This is a genomic window from Neisseria sp. Marseille-Q2251 (assembly GCF_940793045.1).
Taxonomy (GTDB): Bacteria; Pseudomonadota; Gammaproteobacteria; order Burkholderiales; family Neisseriaceae; genus Neisseria.
Genome location: NZ_CALNWV010000010.1, coordinates 16,245 through 36,337 on the forward strand (window position 1 = coordinate 16,245; position 20,093 = coordinate 36,337).

General features: G+C 52.7%; 17 protein-coding genes. All 17 read right to left on the minus strand.

Translation table 11 applies throughout. The features are described 5' to 3' along the window. Positions 1 to 117: 117 nt before the first annotated feature. Positions 118 to 1,527: a UDP-N-acetylmuramate--L-alanine ligase gene (gene murC / locus AAG834_RS05555; protein WP_342031516.1), complete on the minus strand. Its 1,410-nt coding sequence runs from the start codon at positions 1,525 to 1,527 to the stop codon at positions 118 to 120. A 299-nt stretch (positions 1,528 to 1,826) separates the two neighbouring features. Further along, on the minus strand, positions 1,827 to 2,537 hold the full coding sequence (locus tag AAG834_RS05560) for a DUF6348 family protein (RefSeq protein ID WP_342031517.1): 711 nt from the start codon (positions 2,535 to 2,537) through the stop codon (positions 1,827 to 1,829). Positions 2,538 to 2,702: 165 nt separating this feature from the next. Next, positions 2,703 to 3,530: a class I SAM-dependent methyltransferase gene (locus tag AAG834_RS05565; protein WP_342031518.1), complete on the minus strand. Its 828-nt coding sequence runs from the start codon at positions 3,528 to 3,530 to the stop codon at positions 2,703 to 2,705. Between the two features lie 134 nt (positions 3,531 to 3,664). Continuing rightward, entirely contained in the window at positions 3,665 to 4,732 is a 1,068-nt protein-coding gene (gene murG, locus AAG834_RS05570) for an undecaprenyldiphospho-muramoylpentapeptide beta-N-acetylglucosaminyltransferase (RefSeq protein WP_342031519.1), read from the minus strand. Between the two features lie 3 nt (positions 4,733 to 4,735). After that, positions 4,736 to 5,998: an FtsW/RodA/SpoVE family cell cycle protein gene (locus AAG834_RS05575; protein ID WP_342031520.1), complete on the minus strand. Its 1,263-nt coding sequence runs from the start codon at positions 5,996 to 5,998 to the stop codon at positions 4,736 to 4,738. 282 nt (positions 5,999 to 6,280) lie between these two features. After that, positions 6,281 to 7,015, minus strand: a complete 735-nt coding sequence (locus tag AAG834_RS05580; RefSeq protein ID WP_342031521.1) for a hypothetical protein — start codon at positions 7,013 to 7,015, stop codon at positions 6,281 to 6,283. 77 nt (positions 7,016 to 7,092) lie between these two features. Continuing rightward, entirely contained in the window at positions 7,093 to 8,589 is a 1,497-nt protein-coding gene (locus AAG834_RS05585; RefSeq protein WP_342031522.1) for an amidase, read from the minus strand. Between the two features lie 203 nt (positions 8,590 to 8,792). Continuing rightward, entirely contained in the window at positions 8,793 to 9,389 is a 597-nt protein-coding gene (locus AAG834_RS05590; RefSeq protein ID WP_342031523.1) for a L,D-transpeptidase family protein, read from the minus strand. A 13-nt stretch (positions 9,390 to 9,402) separates the two neighbouring features. After that, on the minus strand, positions 9,403 to 10,740 hold the full coding sequence (gene murD, locus AAG834_RS05595) for a UDP-N-acetylmuramoyl-L-alanine--D-glutamate ligase (RefSeq protein ID WP_003779883.1): 1,338 nt from the start codon (positions 10,738 to 10,740) through the stop codon (positions 9,403 to 9,405). Positions 10,741 to 10,783: 43 nt separating this feature from the next. Continuing rightward, entirely contained in the window at positions 10,784 to 11,815 is a 1,032-nt protein-coding gene (locus tag AAG834_RS05600) for an SEL1-like repeat protein (RefSeq protein ID WP_342031524.1), read from the minus strand. Positions 11,816 to 11,884: 69 nt separating this feature from the next. Beyond that, positions 11,885 to 13,042: an SEL1-like repeat protein gene (locus AAG834_RS05605; RefSeq protein WP_342031525.1), complete on the minus strand. Its 1,158-nt coding sequence runs from the start codon at positions 13,040 to 13,042 to the stop codon at positions 11,885 to 11,887. A 70-nt stretch (positions 13,043 to 13,112) separates the two neighbouring features. After that, positions 13,113 to 14,348 (minus strand): tetratricopeptide repeat protein, encoded by a 1,236-nt coding sequence (locus tag AAG834_RS05610; RefSeq protein WP_446740449.1) that lies wholly within the window; start codon positions 14,346 to 14,348, stop codon positions 13,113 to 13,115. A 254-nt stretch (positions 14,349 to 14,602) separates the two neighbouring features. Continuing rightward, a complete protein-coding gene (locus tag AAG834_RS05615; RefSeq protein WP_342031527.1) occupies positions 14,603 to 15,091 on the minus strand; it encodes a group II truncated hemoglobin in 489 nt (162 codons plus the stop codon). A gap of 172 nt (positions 15,092 to 15,263) precedes the next feature. After that, positions 15,264 to 16,277 carry a tRNA dihydrouridine(20/20a) synthase DusA gene (dusA, locus tag AAG834_RS05620; RefSeq protein ID WP_446740450.1) on the minus strand — a complete coding sequence of 338 codons (1,014 nt, stop codon included), beginning with the start codon at positions 16,275 to 16,277 and terminating at the stop codon, positions 15,264 to 15,266. Positions 16,278 to 16,405: 128 nt separating this feature from the next. Continuing rightward, complete coding sequence (locus AAG834_RS05625) at positions 16,406 to 17,197, minus strand: formate/nitrite transporter family protein (RefSeq protein ID WP_342031529.1); 792 nt, start codon at positions 17,195 to 17,197, stop codon at positions 16,406 to 16,408. A 295-nt stretch (positions 17,198 to 17,492) separates the two neighbouring features. Beyond that, positions 17,493 to 17,984, minus strand: coding sequence for a transcription elongation factor GreB (greB, locus tag AAG834_RS05630; protein ID WP_070498726.1), 492 nt, complete (start codon positions 17,982 to 17,984; stop codon positions 17,493 to 17,495). Between the two features lie 243 nt (positions 17,985 to 18,227). Beyond that, the gene (gene purF / locus AAG834_RS05635; protein ID WP_342031530.1) at positions 18,228 to 19,772 is read right to left on the minus strand and encodes an amidophosphoribosyltransferase; all 1,545 of its coding nucleotides are present in this window, start codon (positions 19,770 to 19,772) and stop codon (positions 18,228 to 18,230) included. Between the last annotated feature and the right edge of the window lie 321 nt (positions 19,773 to 20,093).

A 20,093-nucleotide genomic window follows, 5' to 3' on the forward strand; every position in this document is an offset into this window, starting at 1 on the left:
ATACAGGTCGTCTGAAAACAAATCGGGTTTTCAGACGACCTTAATCTTGTTTGTTCCGCCTGATAAAACACCGCTTCATCAGGCGGCTATCGCGGCATCACGATAAAAGTTTGCGCCTCACGCTTTTTTCGACAACTCCAGCATCGCGGCAGGTACACGGTTGATGCTGCCTGCGCCCATGTTCAACACGACATCGCCGTCCTGTAAAACGTTCAACAGCATTTCAGGCAAGTCGGCGACGTTTTCGCAGTAAATCGGCTCGAGTTTGCCCAATACGCGGATGGCGCGTGCAAGGGCGCGGGAGTCGGCAGCGGCAATCGGTTCTTCGCCAGCGGCATAAACTTCGGTCAACACCAGCGCATCAACGGTATTGAGGACTTTGGTGAAGTCTTCAAACAAATCGCGTGTGCGGGTATATCGGTGCGGCTGGAAGGCAAGCACCAGACGTTTCTCAGGATACGCGCCGCGCGCAGCGGAGAGGGTCGCCGCCATTTCGACGGGATGGTGTCCGTAATCGTCCACCAAAAGCGCGGTTCCGCCGTTGGGCAGCTTGATGTCGCCGTATTTTTGGAAGCGGCGGCCGACGCCTTCAAAACCGAGCAAGCCGCGCTGAATGGCTTCGACGGACGCGCCGACTTCCAGCGCCACGCCGATAGCAGCCAAGGCATTGAGGACGTTGTGCCTGCCGGGCATGTTCAACACGACTTCAAACGGCGCTTGTTCAGATCCTTTCATTTGAACATGAACGGTAAATTTCATCTGTGCGCCGACGTTTTCGATGCCGGTCGCGTAAATATCGGCGGTATCGTCCAAGCCGTAAGTGGCGTAAGGTTTGCTCACTTTGGGCAAAATCGCGCGGACGTGTTCGCTGTCGATACACAAAAACGCTTTGCCGTAGAACGGCATACGGTGGATAAAATCGACAAACGCCTGGTGCAGTTTTTCAACGCTGTGTCCGTAGGTGTCCATGTGGTCTTCGTCGATATTGGTGACGACGGACATAATCGGGGTTAGATGCAGGAAGGACGCATCGGACTCGTCGGCTTCGGCGACGATGTATTCGCCTTTGCCCAAACGGGCGTTGGTACCTGCGGCATTGAGTTTGCCGCCGATAACGAAAGTGGGGTCGAGACCTGCCGCACCGAGGATGGAGGCGGTCAGACTGGTGGTCGTGGTTTTGCCGTGCGTACCAGCGATGGCGATACCGTCACGGAAGCGCATCAGTTCCGCCAGCATCAGGGCGCGCGGGATGACGGGGATTTGCTGCTCCAGCGCAGCGACGACTTCGGGATTGTCTTTTTTGACGGCGGTAGAAGTCACGACAACGTCCGCACCGTTGACGTGTTCGGCGGTATGACCGGGATAAACTTGAATACCCAAACTGCTCAAATGCTCGGTAACCGCATTTCGCGCCTGATCCGAACCGGAAACTTTGAAGCCCAAATTGTGCAAGACTTCGGCGATACCGCTCATGCCGACGCCGCCGATACCGACAAAATGGATGTTGGTGACTCGATTTTTCATCATGATGTTGCGTTCCGGTGGATTTTCGATGCGTAAAGGCGTTATTTTAAAGGGCTATCCGCTTCTGCGCCATAGTTTTCTTGTAAATTAAAGATGTTTTGGCATACAGGATTTCACATTGGTTGCAATATGGGTGAAAATGAGGCTGCGTTCGGCGGCGAATCTCCACTTTTTTGCCCATTTTTAAACTTGATTTCAGCCACCAAAACACCAGCAAAAACATAACATAAGGTCGTCTGAAAACGGTTTTTCAGACGACCTGAAATCTTGCAGAAAGGTTGATTTTGACGGTTTCGGTAGTCTTATGCTGAATCCAAGGGTTTGAGCATAATCGAACGGCGTATGCTGTAATAGGCTTCCCTGCGCAGCCAAGGGAGGCTTGCAAGCTGTTTTTCTTCTTCCGCGGCATCTTCTTGGTTGTCAACCATAAATTCCACGTTCATCATAACATTATCGGATTGGGCGTAGAAGAAGCGGATTAAATGATATTGCGCTTCCAGGTTTTGATTACAGATGATGGTTTGCAGTGTGCTTTCCAGTGTTTCGGGGATGATGTTGCCGATTGTTTCCGTATCACCGTCGTCGGTGTCTTCGACCAAATTTTTCGTTACCCAGTCCCCCAAAATCGCTTGGAAACGTTTGCCATTGCGTGCCGTCCAGATTTCGTGCGGGCATTGGTTTTCGTTGGGATTGAATGTATCCAGCAAAACGTGCAGGCTGTTGGTACAGAAGCTTTGCAGGTTGCGTGAAAGGGCTTCTTCCAAATTCTCGCCAATGTCGCCGCAGCATTCGTAGAGTTCGCGCCCGTCAGGCAGAGTAATGCCGACATCGAAACGGCTTATCACTACGCCGTTGGTGTGTTCGCGCGGAAACGCCCAAGTTTCGAGCTGCACGGGCACGGCAAAGGCAGGCAGGATTTTTTCGCCCTGCATTTGGCAGGTATAGCCATGGGCTTGCAAGATTTCGGCAAGGGCTTCGTTGAGGTCTAGTGTTTCGAGTTCCTGGGGTTCCATGATAGCTTCTCAAGGTATTGGAAATTCAAAATAGAAATTTTTCATAGTATTATGAGTTTATGCAAGCTTGCTTCGTCACTCCCGCCTGCACTGGAATGACGATATAAATTTACCATCAAAACCTGAAGGTCGTCTGAAAACAGTTTTCAGACGACCTCACGCTTCTCAACTTGACAGCACTTGTATCCTCATCAAGCGCATATCCAATTTGCGCCGTCCCCACGCGGTCGCATACAAAAAGCGCAAGAGCCACGGATAACGCGGGTTGCAGACGCTACTCAAGCCCGCTTCTTCGATGATTTCCACACCCAGCATCAGCCGTCGGATGTCGTCCGTTCCGCTTATCGCCCAGCGGAACTCGGGCGGTTTGTCCATTTTACCGAGTGCGTCGTGGCGTTTGCTTTGTCCGATGTAGGCCTTGGGGATAGTGTCAAAGGCGAGTTGGGCGTTCGGCAGGCGGCGTGCAACCTGTTTGAAAAAGTCCTGCACCTGCGCTTCTTCAAAATACATCAACACGCCTTCGATGACGAGCAACACGGGTTTGCCGTGCGCTGCGACGGTGTTCATCCACGCTTCGTCGAACATGGACGCGCCCAAATAATGATTGCCCGATTCGGGCAGCAGCATACGCCGCACTTCAATCACTTCGGGCAAATCCAAATCGTACCAAGCGGTAATGCGCGGCTTGCCCAAGCGTTCGTAACGCGCATCCAGCCCCGCGCCTATTTGCACCACGACGGCATCGGGATGTTCGGCGATAAAGTGCCGGGTCATATCGTCCAACAGCTTCGCCCGCCCGCAACAGCCGACCTGCGATGCTTTGACTTTGGCAAACTTGCCGAAGTCGTAGTCAATTTTGTCCAACATCCGTACGGCTTCATCATCGCGCAAAAGCGGCTGCGCCCTACCCTGCTCCACAGCCTTCGCCCACAGGGGGATCAGCATGGTACTGGACAGGGCGGAAACGGTTTCGGGAGAGATTTTTGCAGACATGGCAGCCTCCAATGAGATAGATTCCTATTTACATCATACTCCCGCACAATAAGGCTGCCAAGTTGCAAAAAGGTCGTCTGAAACCTGTTTCTTGGTTTTCAGACGACCTCTGTTTCATTCATTGCATCATGTCATCACGCCGTACACGCGATGGCGGCTTCCGCTACATCGTCCGCGCTGTGCGGCAGCGCCAATGTACGGGCGTTTTCCGCCCATTTGAGGCATTTCTCTCGGCTCAAACCGCCTAAGATTTCGGCAAGTTTTTCCGCTGTCAACTGGGTTTGCGGCAACAACAGGCCCGCCTCCGCCTGCACCATAAAACGCGCGTTGGCGGTTTGGTGGTCATCAACGGCGTAAGGATACGGCACCAGCAACGCACCCAGCCCCGCCGCCGTCAACTCGGCAATCGTCAGCGCGCCTGCACGGCAAATCACCAAATCGGCATCGCGGTAGGCGGACACCATGTCGGTAATAAATTCCACGCATTCGGCTTTCACGCCCAACGCGTCGTAATCCGCCTGCAAGCTGCCCAGTTTGCCCCGACCCGATTGGTGGTACATCTGCGGGCGCGCATCGTTGGGCAGCAAAGCCAAGGCCTGCGGAACGGTTTTGTTCAAAACGTCTGCGCCCAAACTGCCGCCGACCACCAAGATTTTCAGACGACCTTCACGCCCTTGGAAGCGTTCGGCAGGCTCAGGCAGGTTGGCAATATCCGCGCGGACGGGGTTACCGACCAAACCACCTTCGTGGCTGAACGCTTTCGGAAAAGCGTACAACACCCGTTTTGCCCAGCGCGACAGTTGGCGGTTGGACAAACCTGCCACCGCGTTTTGCTCGTGAATCACAATCGGCACGCCGCACAGCTTCGCCGCCAAGCCGCCGGGGAAGGTAACGAAGCCGCCGAAACCGATGACGCACTCGACGCGGTGTTTGCGGATAATCCGCTGCGCTTCGCGGACGGTTTTATACAAAGTAAACGGCAGCATCAGCTTGCGTTTGATGCCGTTGCCGCGCACGCCTTTAATCGCCAGCGTTTCGAGCAGGATGTCGTATTGCGGCACGATGCGCTCTTCCATCGAGCCTTCGCTGCCCAGCCAAATCACATGATGGCCGCGCGCGCGCAATGAATCCGCCACCGCCAGCGCAGGGAAAATATGGCCGCCTGTGCCGCCCGCCATCAACATGAAAGTTTTACCGCCCATGATTTACTCCACTTGGTAACCGCGCATTTTTTTGCGGTTTTCATAATCGATACGCAACAATAAGGTAAAGCACACCAGCATAACGGCAACCGCCGAACCGCCGTAAGACATCAACGGCAAAGTCAGGCCTTTGGTGGGCAGGATACCGATGTTGACGCCGATATTGAAGAAACTTTGAATACCTATCCAAATACCGATGCCGTTGGCGACATACGCGCTGAACATCAGCCCGGAATCACGCGCCTGCTTGCCGATAGAGAATGCGCGCATCACCAGCCAGCCGTAGCAGAACACCAAAATACACATCCCGACAAAGCCGAATTCTTCGCCGATAACGGCAAAGATAAAGTCAGTATGCGCCTCGGGCAAGTAGAAGCGTTTTTCCAAGCTCGCGCCCAAGCCCTGACCGAACCATTCGCCGCGCGCAATCGCCATCAGCGAATGCGTCAACTGGTAGCCTTTGCCCAAAGGGTCGCCCCAAGGGTCTAAGAATGCCGACACGCGCGCCATACGGTAAGGTGCCGCCAAAATCATCACACCCATGCCTCCCAATACGCTCAGTACCAAGACGGCAAAATATTTCCACGGAAAGCCTGCCAAAAACAGCATACCCATCGTAATCGCCACAATCACGACAAACGAACCGAAGTCAGGTTGCGCCATCACAAGAACCAAACCCAATGCAATCATCACAATGGGCAGCAAGATGTTTTTAAACTTTTTCAGCTTCTGCCAAGTTTTCTGACGTGCTTCCTTGCTGAACGGACACAGAAAAGCATTGAACAAACCGACAAACAGCGGCTTCAAACCCAAAGAGTCCATACTGCGCAACACTTCCTCGCGTCGCGTAAACAGGCTGGACAAATACAAAACCGTCGCCAGCTTAAACAACTCGGTCGGCTGAAGATTGACCGGCCCGATATGAATCCAACGCGTCGCCCCGTTGATTTCACGGCCGACAAACAACACCACCACCAGCAAAATCGCGGAAAAAGCAAAATAAAACGGAATGATTTTCCGCCAAAAACTCATGCTCAACAGCGACAGCCCGAGGCAGCCCAATACGCTCGCGCCGACAAACATCGCCTGCTTGCTGACAAAAGAAAACTGATTGCCGCCTTCGGACGCGGCATAGGCAATCGACGCAGAATAAATCATCACCAGGCTGAAGGCGGTCATCAAAACGACCATCCACAACAGTGACACATCGAATTTCCGACCGTCCAAAGAAATCGGGCGGTCGAGAAGTTTGGAAAGACTAATCATGAAAAACATCCGTATGCGGGCAGACGGAAAAATCCGCCCCGAAACAACCAGAACAAAGCGTTTCAGACGACCCTCCACCTAATCGGAACATCGAAGGTCGTCTGAAAAAATAGCGTGAATCAGAAAAACGTCATTCTAAAGGTTTCTTGGCAAAGCAACAATTCAGATTCTTTAAAGACCATCGGATTCCGGCGTTCTTTGCGCCCTCCCCTACCCATCACACACGCAAAAAAGGTCGTCTGAAAACGTTTTGATGTTTTCAGACGACCTTATGGGCTGCCTTTAAAACGGCAGCAATTTGGGCAATACGGTTTGCAGATAGTCTTGGAATTCGGGCGCATCCACTTCGCTGCCAAAGCCGCCGTTGGCGAAAATGTGGCGAAGATACGCGATAAATTGTGTATTTTGCGGGGCGTACAGCACTTTACCATCCACGCTTGGCTTGGTGCTTAATGCAATTTCATAAGCATTGCCGCCGCTTACATTGTCTTTGTGGTAATCATCGGGCGAAAATGGCAAACCAATCGGGCATTTTGGGTTTTCCGCAAGCAATTCTCGGGTACATTCCAGCCACTCGTTGTCTTCGTTTTCCACCTCTTCCAAAACAAAATCTATGCCGTACACACACAAAGGGTCGGCATATTCCCACACAATTTCAGGATATTCGTCATAGTCCCAGATAAAGTTGATTTCGCCGACAATCCGGTAGAAGTATTGCAGCGAAAGGGGAATGAACCCGACAGGCTGCACAGCTTGGACAAGGCGGCGGATATGTTCATCCGCATCGGGCAGGGGCGGCGTAATCACGTTATCGCGCCATTGGTTGAACCGATAGCCGAACTGCGGCAAGGTCTCCGCAACGATATTCGCGTTGTGCAGCACACGCCGAAAGGTTTCGGTAAGCAAGCGGTCGATTTCCGCTGCTGCTTCGGGTTGAAAGGCTTTTTGCCGCAGTCGGGCGATGTCGGCATAAACTTGGCTGTATTCGCCGTTCAGATAACGTTGGTAGAAAGACAAGGCAAAATTCCTTCAGTTTGATATAGAGGATGCAATCCGTTTTGTCAGCGCAGACCGCTTCTTATCCAATGCAAAACCTAAACCAACTGCGGTATTTCCGCCCACGGCTGTATCTGTTCCAACTGAGCGGCGAGGCGGAGCAGCGTGTCTTCGCGCCCGTGTGCGGCGGCGAACTGGGTGCCGACGGGCAGCCCGTGATGCCGGTAAAGCGGCACGCTCATGGCGGGGTTGCCGCTCATGTTCAGCGGCGACGTATAGCCGACGTATTGCAGCGCGGCGGCGGCTTCTTTTTCTAAAAACGGGTTGTTTTTCAACAAAAAACCCAAGCGCAGCGTGCCAAACAGCAGGCGCATGGCTTTTTGTGCGGCGGGCGGCGGCATCATCTCGCCGATTTTCGGCGTGGTGCGCGGGCAGACGGGCGTCATCAACACGTCGTAGCGCGTAAAAAATGCTTTGGAGGCACGTTCCTGCGCCAGCATCACGTCGCGCGCCCAAGCCATTTCGCCCGCGCTGATTTGCCGCCCCTGCACAATCATTGCCCACGTTGTCGGCTCAAGCAGGCGGTGCGGCAGTTTTTGTCCGGTTTCGTATTGATATTGGTAGAACAGTTTTGCCGTTTCGCCCATGACGATGACGCGGGCGGCGCGGTTGAGTTGTTCGGGCGGTGCGAAATCGGGCGTGGCTTCTTCCAATTCGTGTCCCGCATCTTGCATCAGTTTCAAACTATGGGCGAACGCGGCTTCCGTGCCTTCGTCGTTGCCGCCGCCAAACCATGTCTGCTTCCAAAAAGCGATTTTCAGACGACCTGTTTCTTGTTTCAGGCTGTCTGCAAAACCGTTTTCGGGCGGTGGCGGGCAGGCATACAGGGCGCGGGCTTGGGTTTGGGCGGCGATGTCCAGTAAAACCGCGCTGTCGCGCACGCTGCGGGTCAAGACATGGTCGCATACCAAACCTTGCCATGCCTCCGATGCGTTCGGCGCGTAACTGCTGCGGCCGCGCGTGGGTTTCAGCCCGAACACGCCGCAGTTGTGCGCGGGTAAGCGGATGGAACCGCCGCCGTCGCTGCCGTGTGCTGCGGGTACGACGCCCGAAGCCACTGCCGCAGCCGCGCCGCCGCTGCTGCCGCCCGCGGTGTAATCCAAATGCCACGGATTGCGCGTAATGCCGTAAATTTCGGTTTCGGTAACGGCATATGCGCCCCATTCGGGCGTGGTGGTTTTGCCGAACACGCGCAGCCCCGCATCGAGATAGGCTTGGGTTAAGTCGCTGTTTTGCTTGGCAATGTAATGCTGCATCATGCGCGAACCCGACCATGTCGGCGCGCCCTCCCAATCTGCCAGCAGGTCTTTGAGCAAAAACGGCACGCCCGCCAGCGGCATATCGGCATTTTCAGACGACCCCTGCCACGCCGCCGCGCGTTCGCGCAAATCGTGCGCCAACAGATTGAGCGTGGGATTGACTTCGTCCAAGCGGTTTAAAGCTGCCTGCAACACTTCATCGGCGGAGACTTCTTTTTTGCGGATCAGCTCTGCCAAACCGACGGCATCGTAACGGATGTAGTCTTGAAAATTCATGGGTTTTCCTTTCGGATTGATAAACACACGTTTTGTCGGTCAGGCATAGCTACCCGCCGCCTCGCCGTTTGCCCGCATAGGCAAATTTTAAGAAACAGTAGCACGGTAGAGAGGAAAGAAACAAGTTTGCCGTTGCTGCAAAAAGGTCGTCTGAAACCGCCTTAACGTTTTCAGACGACCTTTGAGGCAATGGCACACGAGGCTTACGGCAGAATTTCAATTTCCGCATTGTGTTTCACGCTGCGGTAGAGCTCGTCGATTTCCTCGTCCGTTACCGCGATGCAGCCGTCGGTCCAGTCCCTTTGCAGATGCTTTTTGCCGATAGAACCCCAGCCGTTTTTGATGCCGTGGATTTTAATCAGCCCGCCCGGACTTTTACCTTGTGCCGCCGCGTAGGCTTTGTCGGCCTCGTTGGGATAGGAAACGCCGAGGTTTTTGTGGTATGCGCTGTTGGGATTGCGATCGTTGATGCGGTATTTCCCTTCGGGCGTTTTGCCGTCGCCTTCAAAGTGTTTATGCCCGACGGGCTGCTTGCCCAGCGCAATGGGATAGGTTTTCAGCAACCTGCCTTTCGAGTACGCCGACATGGTGCGCTTGCTTTTATGTACGACCAATCTGTCGATAACGGCATTTGCGGGAAGCGGCGTTTCGATCGGCGCTGAAACGGCGGGTTCTCCTGCGTGTTCTCCTGATGTTGCAACGGTCGGCTCGGGACTGCTTGGCTTGGAATACCAAACCACTCCGGCAGCGACTGCCAAAAGCAAAACCGCCGCCAAACTGATTTTCAACCCTCTTTTCATGTTTCAGACGACCTCACAAAGCCTTAAACGCCTCGATAAAGACTTCCGAACGGTGCGCATAGCCTTTGAACATATCGAAGCTCGCGCAAGCCGGACTGAGCAGCACGATATCGCCCGCTTCGGCTTGGGCGTATGCCGTCTGAACCGCTTCTTCCAAAGTGGCGCAGTCGGTCATATTCAAACCGCAGCCATCCAAATCGCGGCGGATTTGCGGCGCATCGACGCCGATCAGGAACACGCCTTTTGCCTTGCCGGCAAGCGCGTCGCGCAGGGGCGTGAAGTCCTGCCCTTTGCCCATGCCGCCCAAAATTACGAAGAGCGGATTTTGCAAACCGGCAATCGCAGCGGCGGTCGCGCCGACGTTTGTGCCTTTGCTGTCATCGATGAACACCACGCCGTTTTTCTCGCCGATTTTTTCCACGCGGTGCGGCAGGCCTTGGAAGGTTTTAACGTGTTCGAGCAATGCTTCGCGCGGTAAACCGACGGCTTCGCACAAAGCGACGGCAGCCATGACGTTGGCGGCGTTGTGCAAACCTTGCAGCGGGATGTCTTGCGTGGCAATCAAATCTTCATTGCCTTGTTTCAGACGACCCGTTTCGCGCTCCAACCAAAAATCGGCTTCGTGTTCCAACGAAAACCATTTCACCTCGCGCCCTGCCCGTTTCATGGCGCGGCAGAACACGTCGTCTGAATTCAAAACCTGCACGCCATCGCCACGGAAAATCTTGGCTTTGGTATGCGCGTAGTCGAGCAAGTCGTCGTAGCGGTCGAGATGGTCTTCGGAAATGTTCAGCACTGTCGCCGCAGTCGGGCGCAGGCTTTCGGTGTTTTCCAGTTGGAAGCTGGAAAGCTCCAACACCCACACGTCCGCCTTTTTACCTTCACGCTGCAATTCCGCCTCCAAAACCGGCGTGCCGATATTGCCCGCGATAACGGTATCCAGCCCGCACTTGATACAGAGATAGCCCACGAGGCTCGTTACCGTGGTTTTGCCGTTGCTGCCGGTAATCGCAATTACCTTGTCGCCGCGACGGTTCACAATGTCCGCCAGCAATTCGATGTCGCCCAACACGCGCCCGCCGTTTTGCTTGAACGCCTCAATATCCGGCTGACGCTCGCTGATGCCGGGGCTGAGCGCCAGAATATCGAAACCGTTGTCCAACGCATCTTTCAGACGACCCGTGTAAAACACCAGCCCGTCAAACATCTTACCGATTTGCGACACGCGCTCCGGTTTCAGCTCCGCATCATAAGCGGCAACCTCCGCGCCGTTTTTGCGCAGGTAGGCAATCATGGAAATACCCGTACCGCCAAGTCCGGCGACGAGGATTTTTTTGTTTTGGAAAGTCATTTTGGTTTTATCCTAAATATTCAGACGACCTTTGAATAAGAATTCAATATCCTTGCTGATTCAATTCTCGGTAAGCATCGCAACCTAACTGTTTTCCGTTATCACAAGCCTTACCAAACCACTCTTTGGCAATCACTATATCTTGCCGAACCCCTTGCCCAGTGGCATACCTCAAGCCCAAAGCTAATTGGGCGTGAACATCTCCTTGTTCTGCCGCCTGGCGATACCACTGCATTGCCTGTGCATAGTCTTGACGAACTCCTTGCCCATTAGCATACATCGCACCCAAATTATATTGGGCTTTGGCATGCCCTTGTTCTGCCGCCTTGCGAAACCACTGCTCTGCCTGTGCATAGTCTTGACGAACTCCTCGCCCTTTTCCATACATCACACCCAAATTATATTGGGCAACGGCATGCCCTTGCTCTGCAGCTTTGCGATACCACTGCACTGCCTGTACATAATCTTGACGAACGCCTTGCCCTTTGTAATACATTACACCCAAATTAGACTGGGCTTGAGCAATCCCTTGTTCTGCTGCTTTGCGATACCATCTCACTGCCTCTACATAGTCTTGACGTACTCCTCGCCCTTCGTTATACATCCAACCCAAATTAGATTGAGCTTCTGCAAGCCCTTGTTCTGCTGCCTTCCGATACCACTGCACTGCCTGTACATAATCTTGACGAACTCCTTGCCCATTGCCATAAATCAGACCCAAATTAAATTGGGCAGCAGCATCTCCTTGCTCTGCCGCCTTTCGATACCACTGCACTGCCTGTGTATAGTCCTGACGAACTCCTTGCCCATTGTTGTACATCACACCCAAATTAAATTGAGCTTCTACATCCCCTTGTTCTGCCGCCTTGCGATACCACTGCACTGCCTGTATATCGTCCTGACGAACTCCTTGCCCATTGGCGTACATCAGACCCAAATTAAATTGGGCATCGGCATTTCCTTGCTCTGCAGCTTGAAGCATTTTCTTAAAATTCGACACATCATCAGCCCAAGCTGCCTGCCCTATGCCCAAAGCCAGTAAGGCAACCATCATTTTTTTCAATAACGTTTTCATCTTAAAATCCTATTTTATTCAGAGTATTTCTTGGTTTGTCTATGTGTTTCAGACGACCTTGGGAAAGGTTTAATGTCCTTCGTTATTCAATTTGCGGTAAGCATCGCAACCATCTTGGAATCCATTATCACAAGCCTTCTTGTACCACTCTTTGGCTATTACCGAATTTTGGCGAACGCCTCTACCCGTGTAATACATCCAACCTAGACCACTTTGTGCCTCGGCAACTCCGTGCCGTGCAGCTTTATGCCATAACTGCAATGTTTGAACATAATCTTGGCGGACGCCTCGTCCTTTGGCATACATCACGCCCAAATTATATTGAGCATTTGCATCGCCTTGTTCTACCGCTCTGCGATACCACTGTACCGCCTGAGCATCATCTTGCCGAACACCTTGCCCTTCGACATACATCCCACCCAAATTATATTGGGCTTCTGCATTCCCCTGCTCTGCTGCTTTACGATACCACTTCACCGCCTGAACGTAATCTTTACGTACACCTTTCCCATCCTTGTACATTACGCCTAAATTATTTTGCGCATCCTTATATCCCTGCTCCGCTGCTTTGCGATACCACTGCAATGCCTGTTTATAGTCTTGACGTACACCTCGTCCTTCGTAATACATCAAGCCCAAATTATATTGGGCTGCAGCAACCCCTTGTTCTACCGCTTTGCGATACCACTGTACAGCCTGATTGTCATCTTGACGTATACCTTTCCCGTCCTTGTACATCGCACCTAAATTATTTTGGGCTTCCGCAAACCCTTGATCGGCGGCCTTTCGATACCATTTCACCGCCTCTTCATAGTCTTGGCGAACGCCTCGTCCTTCGGTATACATTACAGCCAAATTATATTGGGCTGCTGCAAGCCCCAACTCCGCAGCCTTGCGAAACCACCCCGCTGCCTCTGCATGATCTTGGCGAACACCTTTTCCTTGTTCATACATCCTGCCTAGATTATATTGGGCTACTGCAAACCCTTGCTCTTCTGCCGCTTTGCGATACCATCGCACTGCCTCTGTATAATCTTGGCGAATGCCTTTTCCTTGTTCGTACATCACACCTAAAGCAAGTTGAAGCTCCGCATCGCCAGCCTCCGCCATTCGCAGCATTTCCTTTTGCGCCACCTCTCCTACATTCAGCGTATCATCCGCCCAAGCTGCCTGTCCTATGCCTAAAGCCAGTAAGGTAAGCATCATGTTTTTCAATAAGGTGTTCATCTCAAATCCTGTTTTTATTCAGAAGGTTTTTGGGTTTGTCTATGTGTTTCAGACGACCTTTGGGAAAGGTTTAATGCCCTTCGTTATTCAACTTTCGGTAGTCATTGCAACCATCTTGGAATCCATTATCACAAGCCTTCTTGTACCACTCTTTGGCGACTTTTCGATTTTTGGATACACCTTGCCCTTCTTCATACATCTCACCCAACCTATCTTGAGCCGGTGAGAACCCCTGTTCTGCTGCCTTGAGATACCATTGCAACGCCTCTGTATAGTTTTGGTGTACGCCTTTTCCTTCATAATACATCTCACCCAAATTATGTTGGGCTGCTGCAAAACCCTGTTCCGCAGCCTTGCGATACCACCGCAACGCCTCTGGATAGTCTTGGCGAACACCGTGCCCTTCACTATACGCCACACCCAAATTATTTTGGGCAACTACATACCCTTGTTCTGCTGCCTTGCGATACCACCGCACTGCCTCTGCAGAGTCTTGGCGAACGCCCTGTCCTTCGTCATACAGCGCGCCCAAATTATTTTGAGCGTCTACATCGCCCTGTTCCGCTGCCTTGCGATACCATTGCGCCGCCTCTTCATAGTTTTGACGGACGCCCCGTCCATTGGCATACATCACACCCAAATGATATTGGGCTGTCGCAAGTCCCTGTTCTGCTGCCTTACGATACCATCGTTCAGCCTCTTGATAACTCTGACGAACTCCCCGCCCATTGGCATACATCACACCTAAAATAAATTGGGCAGCTGCATCTCCCTGCTCTGCTGCCTTGCGATACCAGCGCGCCGCTTCTTCATAGTTTTGACGGACACCTTGCCCTTGCTCATACATCGAGCCCAAATTTTTTTGGGCATTTACACTCCCCTTCTCTGCCGCCTTCTGAAACCACTTCGTTGCCTCTACATGGTTTTCAAGAACTCTATACATCATGCCTAGATTATTTTGGGCTGAGAGATACCCTTTATCTGCCGAAGAGCGGCACCATTCCATCGCCTGTTCATGGTCTTGATTAACACCTTGTCCTACGTAATACATCATACACAAATTATATTGGGCTTCTGCCTGTCCCTGCTCTGCCGCTTTGCGATACCATCGCACCGCCTCTTGATCACTCTGACGAACGCCTATCCCTCTCAAATACATCGAACCCAAAATAACTTGAACATCTGCCTCTCCCGCTTCCGCCCTTTGCACTATTTTCTTTAAATTCGGTACATCATCCGCCCAAGCTGCTTGCCCTATGCCTAAAGCCAGCAAAGCAACCATCATTTTTTTCAACCATGTGTTCATTTCAAACTTCCCTGATGTATGTTTCATAAAAAATCACGGCATTTCAGACGACGGTCAAGGTCGTCTGAAATGCCGTGATTCTATCCTTACTGCATTTAAAATGCTATTTTGCTACTTTAGCTGACTGTTACCGTCAGAAATATCGTTATTGGGATTCTCCGCCATTGATTGAGTGCAAACGGCTGCAACTTTACAGCAGCAGCCCTTTTATCAAACAGGGAAAACGGGAAGGGATTCGCCTTTTTCAGACGACCTCAAACCGGCGATGTTGGGAAATAACCGTCTACGCCGTATTGCTTTAGGACGTTTTTCAGCTCGGGAATGCGGATTGTGGGATCGACCGCCATCGGCGGCATGGGCGGTTCTACGCCTTCTTCGTTTTGGTTGCGCATCCAGTCTGCCATCGCAAAAATGCGGATAAGGACGGGTTCGGCGAGGTCTTTGCTGATTTCCAGTTCGTTCATGGCTTGGGCGAAGCAGGCGACCCATTCGTCGCGCACCTGCATATTCACGGCAAAGGGCATATGGCGCGCCCGCAGCATGGGATGGCCGTATTTCTGCTCGAACAAGGGCGGGCCGCCGAGCCAGCCGCTGAAAAATTCGTAGAGTTTTTCGCGAATCAGCGTCATGTCTTCGCCGTGCATCTGGCGCAGGGCGCGGTATTGCGGTTCGAGTTCCATCAAGTCGTAAAAGCGGTCGGTCAGGTTGCGTACGCCTGCCGCGCCGCCGAATGCGTGATACATGTCATTCTTTCTTTAAAGGTCGTCTGAAACGGGGATTTTAATAGACTGCACCGATTGTGTCATAGGGGAAAAAGAGAGGTCGTCTGAAAATCTATTTCGTTTTCAGACGACCTTAAATTTTTGGGCGGAGAATCGATTTTCTGATGCAGGACAACGGCAATCGAAAATCAACTTAGCCGCGATGTTCCCACACGTTCGCCCGCTCGACTTCTTTCCACGCTTCGAGAATCAGGCTGCCGTCGTTGTCTTTCAAGAGCGTCGCGTCGGAAAGCATACGCCGCCAAGTGCGGGCGTTTTTCAGACCGTGCATCAGCCCGAGGCTGTGGCGGACGATGTGGCGCAAGATTGTGCCGCGTCCGGCTTGGATTTGGGCTTGGCTGTATGTGTAGAGGCGCTGCACCAAATCGGCGTATTCAATCGGGCTGCGGGTGTCGCCGTAAAACAGTCTGTCCCATTCGTGCATGACCATCGGGTTGTGGTATGCCTCGCGTCCGACCATTACGCCATCAACGTGTTGCAGGTGTCCGGCGATTGCTTCGTTGGTGGTGATGCCGCCGTTGATGATGATTTCCAGATCGGGAAACTCTTTTTTCAGGCGGTAAACGTAATCGTATTTCAACGGTGGAACGTCGCGGTTTTCTTTGGGGGAAAGCCCGTCCAGCCATGCGTTGCGGGCGTGGACGATGAAGGTTTTGCAGGCGGTTTTGTCGTGCAGCGTGCCGACGAAATCGGCAACGGTTTGATATTCGGTCTGCCTGTCCACGCCGATGCGGTGTTTGACGGTAACGGGAATTTTGACCGCATCCTGCATGGCGTTGAGGCAGTCGGCAACCAGCATGACTTCGTTCATCAGACACGCGCCGAACGAGCCTTTCTGCACGCGCGGGCTGGGGCAGCCGCAGTTGAGGTTGACCTCGTTGTAGCCGTATTCTTCGGCTGCTTTGGCCGCCTTCGCCAAATCGGACGGGTCGCTGCCGCCCAGTTGCAGGGCGACGGGCTGTTCGCCTTCGTTAAACATCAAAAAGCGGTCTTTGTCGCCATAGACGATGGCGCCGGAATTGACCATTTCGCTGTAAAGCCATGTGTTGCGGGTAATCTGGCGGGCGAGATAGCGGTAGTGCCGGTCAGTCCAGTCGAGCATGGGGGCAACGGACAGGCGGCGGGGCGGGAGGGAGGCTTGAGTCATGTGTTTCATGTATCTGATTATTTTCAGGCAGCATTATATCAGACGGACTGCATCGGCAATCGGCACAGGGGTCGTCTGAAACGGCAAAACCTGCTTTTTGAAGCAGGTTTTGTTGTTCGCAAAGGCACTTATTCGGCGCAATCTTTCAGCGTATCTTTATAAGTATAAAGGTACGACGCGCCGACAAACGATGCGCCGCCTAAGACATTGCCTAAAAACACGGGAATCATGTTGAAGAAAAACTGCCCCCATGTAATGTCTGCGCCCGCCAAAATACCGGCGGGGATGACGAACATATTGGCGACAAGGTGTTGGAAGCCGTTTAATACGAAAATCATTACGGGAAACCAAATCGCCAACATCCGCCCTGCCGTATGCTTGGCGGCAAAGTGCAGCCACGCGCCCATACACACCATCCAGTTACACGCGACCGCCGAGACGAAAGCCCTGCCGAAATCCATGTGGACTTTGGCTTCCGCCACCGCAATCGTTTTTTCCGCCACGCTGCCTTCGGTCATGCCGACATAGTGTCCGAGGAAAAACGCCATCGCCAGCGTACCCGCCAAATTGCCCAGACACACGACAACCCAGTTGCGCAGCAGCATTTTCGTAGAAATCCGCCCTGCCAAACGCCCCAAAGACATAATCATCATATTGCTTGTTACCAGCTCGCCGCCGCCGAGCAGGATGCAGACCAAGGCGATGGGGAACATTGCCGCGCCGAGTAAAGTTGCCAAGCCGCCCCATTCGTGCGGGATGCCGCTGACCACTTTCAAATAGGCAAGATAACCGAAGCCGATATATCCGCCCGCCAAAACGCTCAAAACCGCCAGCGTGGAAACGCTGGATTGTGCCTTGGCACAGCTTTTATCGAGGACGACCTGTAAAATTTCCTGTGGGTATAAATCGCGCGAAACCATGATTTTCCTTAAAGTGGATTGAGGTGGGAACGCCGCTTTTGAAAGACGGCAAAACTGTCGCGGTAGGGCAGTGTTGAGGGGATGCCGGTGTACGGTCTTATCGGATAAAAAACAATAGTGTATTAAACCTAAAATGCGGTCGCGCCGCCTTGCTTTGGCTCAAAAGAAAGATTATTACATCCAGCGGACAGGTCAGTTTGCGAAGCGGCGGCTTCAAACAAAAGGTCGTCTGAAAACCTTGATGTTTTCAGACGACCTTTTCATCTCGACAAATACGGCATAATCCGACTGCCGCTCAATCAATCCGTATGTATTCCACCGACAAAATCTCAATCTCTTCGCGCCCTTCCGGCGTATTCAAGACGACTTCGTCCCCTTCCCTCGCTTTAATCAAACAACGCGCCAACGGGGAAATCCAAGAAATTTTGTTTTGCGCGGTATCGATTTCATCGACGCCGACGATTTTGACGGTTTGCTCGCGCCCGTCGCCGCGCAACAGCCCGACGGTTGCGCCGAAAAACACTTGGTCGGTCGCTTCGCGCAATTCGGGATCAACGACGACGGCGGCTTCCAAACGCTTGGTCAGGAAACGGATGCGGCGGTCGATTTCGCGCATACGGCGTTTGCCGTAAAGATAGTCGCCGTTTTCGCTGCGATCGCCGTTGCTTGCCGCCCAGTTGACGATTTGGACGATTTCGGGGCGTTCTTTATTGACCAGCTGATACAGCTCGTCTTTCAATGCCTGCCAGCCGACGGGCGTGATGTAGTTTTTGTTTTCGGTACTCATAATCTTGCCGTTAAAAATAATATAGTGGATTAACAAAAATCAGGACAAGGCGACGACGAAGCCACAGACAGTACAGATAGTACGGAACCGATTCACTTGGTGCTTCAGCACCTTAGAGAATCGTTCTCTTTGAGCTAAGGCGAGGCAACACCGTACTGGTTTAAAGTTAATCCACTATACAAAGGTCGTCTGAAACATGATCCCGTTTCAGACGACCTTTTGTCTTAATCGTTTAATCCGGTTTTATTCTTCGTCACCCGTATCGCTGATGCTGATGCTGTGTTCCATCCGGCTCGGATGGACTTTCAAGCCGCCGCAGCCGGATTTTTCGGCGGACAGGCGGTCGAGGTAGGCTTGGTCGATGTCGCCGGTTTGATAGATGCCGTTGAAACAGGAAGAATCGAAGGATTCGATTTTCGGATTGAGTGCTTTGACGACGGCTTCCAAATCGCTCAGATTTTGGAAAACGATGCCGTCCGCGCCGATTTCGGCGGCAATTTCCGCCGCGCTGCGTCCGTTGGCAATCAATTCTTCGCGCGTGGGCATATCGATGCCGTACACATTGGGATAGCGCACTTCGGGTGCGGCGGAGGCGATATAGACTTTGCGTGCGCCCGCTGCGCGTACCATTTCGACGATTTCGCGGCTGGTCGTCCCGCGCACGATGGAGTCGTCCACCAGCAATACGCTTTTGCCTTCAAACTCGGTTTCCATCGGGCTGAGTTTTTGGCGCACGGATTTTTTGCGCGTCGCCTGACCGGGCATGATAAAGGTGCGGCCGATATAGCGGTTTTTAATCAAACCTTCGCGGTAAGGCTTTTTGAGGTGAACGGCAAGTTCCATCGCGCTGGGGCGGCTGGTGTCGGGAATGGGCATCACGACGTCGATGTCGTCCACAGGCAGCTCGCGTTTGATTTTTTCCGCCAGCGACACGCCCATGTCCAAACGCGATTGGTAAACCGATACGCCGTCGATCACGGAGTCGGGACGGGCAAAATAGACGTATTCAAACAGGCAGGGACTGAGTTTGGCGCGGTCGCTGCATTGACGGGCAATCAGTGTGCCGTCAAAGCCGACGAATACTGCTTCGCCCGGCTGGATATCGCGTTCCAAATCGTAGGCAAGCGCATTGAAGGCAACGGATTCGGAGGCGACGGCATAGGATTTCCTGCCTGCCTCGTCGGTTTGCGAACCCAATACCAACGGACGGATGCCGTAAGGATCGCGGAATGCGACCATGCCGTAGCCCGCAATCATGGCAACCACGCCGTATGCGCCGCGCACCAGGCGGTGGACTTCAGCAACGGCGTTGAAAATATTGTCGATATTGAGCTGGTGGGGATTGGCGTTTTTAGAGACTTCGCGGCGCAATTCGTGCGCGAATACGTTGAGCAAGACTTCGGAATCGGAGCTGGTGTTGACGTGGCGCAGGTGTTTGTTGCACACGTTTTCATACAGTTCGGCGGTATTGGTGAGGTTGCCGTTGTGCGCCAAAACGATGCCGAAAGGCGAGCTGACGTAGAAAGGCTGCGCCTCCGCGCTGCTGCCCGCATTGCCCGCCGTAGGATAACGGACGTGGGCGATGCCCGCGTTGCCAACCAAATCGCGCATATTGCGTGTGCGGAACACTTCGCGCACCATGCCTTTGCCTTTGTGCATATGGAACGTGCCGCCTTCGGCCGTTACAATGCCCGCCGCATCCTGCCCCCTGTGCTGCAACATTTGCAAACCGTCGTACAGAAGCTGGTTTACCGGCTCATGGCTGACCAAACCTAATACACCGCACATATCGTCTTCTCCGAATTCGAGGTTAACTTGGAAACTAGAATTATAGAATAAATCGGACAAAGTTGCCCAAATTGTTGACAATCATTCATCCGTTTCGCTCGAAGTCGAATACAGACTATGACTTATTGATGAATCAATCCGACAACACGAGGCATCGAAAATTAAATCCAAATTCACTATAAACGCTTTTATTTCATTGCCTTACCACCACCCCGCCCATACCTCCATCGGAGATTCAGACTATAAGCAGCGCGATCGGCAAATATAGCTACCTAACTTTTAACCCTCATGAAAAACCGGTTTCAGACGACCTTTGATGTA